The 1,221-nt window shown below is 42.7% G+C and carries 1 protein-coding gene and 1 pseudogene; both read right to left on the reverse strand.

Features of this window, described 5'->3' with window-relative positions:
• A partial coding sequence (locus F6K20_RS39150) for a pentapeptide repeat-containing protein (RefSeq protein ID WP_287298553.1) occupies positions 1–577 on the reverse strand: 577 nt, incomplete at its 3' end.
• A gap of 204 nt (positions 578–781) precedes the next feature.
• A pseudogene (locus tag F6K20_RS39155) lies at positions 782–1,099 on the reverse strand (PrsW family glutamic-type intramembrane protease); the annotation flags it as partial.
• Positions 1,100–1,221: the final 122 nt, after the last annotated feature.

The following is a 1,221-nucleotide window of genomic DNA, read 5'->3' on the forward strand; positions in this document are numbered from 1 at the left end:
TCTCTCCCAGTCTGAAACGAGCCATACCACGAGCCAAAAAAGCTGGAGCAAAGTCAGGCTTCATGCTCAAGGTTTTGTCGTAATACTCAATGGCAGTTTTGTAGTTACCTCTTTTGGCTTCTACTACTCCCCACGCATAGAAATCTTCTGCGGTACCTGCATAATCTGGAATACCGATGGTTCCTTGTATATAAGCATTACTCAAGCTCACACCATACAATTGGGCATTAACTAAAAACGCTTCCCTCAGGTCAGTACTGAATAAGTTAGCACCAGCAAGATTAGCACCAGCAAGATTAGCACCATTGAGAGAAGCACCACTGAGATTGGCACCACTCAGGTCAGCTCCTGTCAAATTAGCACGGCTGAGATTAGCACGACTCAAGTCAGCCCCAGCGAGATTAGCACCCACTAAGTCAGCCATAATCAAACCTACCCTAGTTAAATCACACCCTTGACACTGTTTGGTTGACAGTAACTGTTGAGTATGAGCTAGATTTTCAGCTTTAGCAATGGTGCTGAGGCTGGTCGTGGTTAGTAAAGCCGCAGTGGTTAAAATGGTGAGTTTGATGTTCATAGAATTCATTGTTTTTAAAACAGCTGCTAATTATGAATTAGTAATTATGAATTATGAAGTGTAAATTAGCAATTATGAATTATGAAGTGTAAATCCTAGTTGTGGTTAAAGTTTTTAGTTAATGTGATAGGCTAAACTTCTAAACCCCTTTAAAGTTTCAACTTTAAACCTTAAACTTTAAACCTTAAACTTTCATAAGTATCCCTAATTTTTAAAAAATTGGGTAGCGAAGTTTTGCGATCGCGTTGGTGATAGTGCCCTTGCTTTGAGAATTGCCGCTGTTAAAAAGACGTAGGACACAACCCCAACTATTGCCAAGAGTATACTATTAACATATCCCATCGCATTCCACAAGGCATGCAGAGCAGAAGCATTCAGATAGCCAATGCCTATGATCTGCCAACGCTTACGGGGTTTGAGGACGCTTAACCCAACAAAATACCCGAAGTATCCACTATAAGCCATGTGTCCTGCCACTGAGCCAAGAACCCGAGGAATCAGCAACTGCAATCCTAACTGCTGCCTTGGTGTTCCGCCATGACAGTATCAACGCCACCGTCAATCAGCATGGGTGTAGCAAATGCGCCCAGGGCACTAAACCCAGCCAGCAACAAAGCAGTCAGTTTGTTTCGCATGAGATTGTC

Source organism: Moorena sp. SIO2C4 (assembly GCF_010672485.1).
GTDB classification, from domain to species: Bacteria; Cyanobacteriota; Cyanobacteriia; order Cyanobacteriales; family Coleofasciculaceae; genus Moorena; species Moorena producens.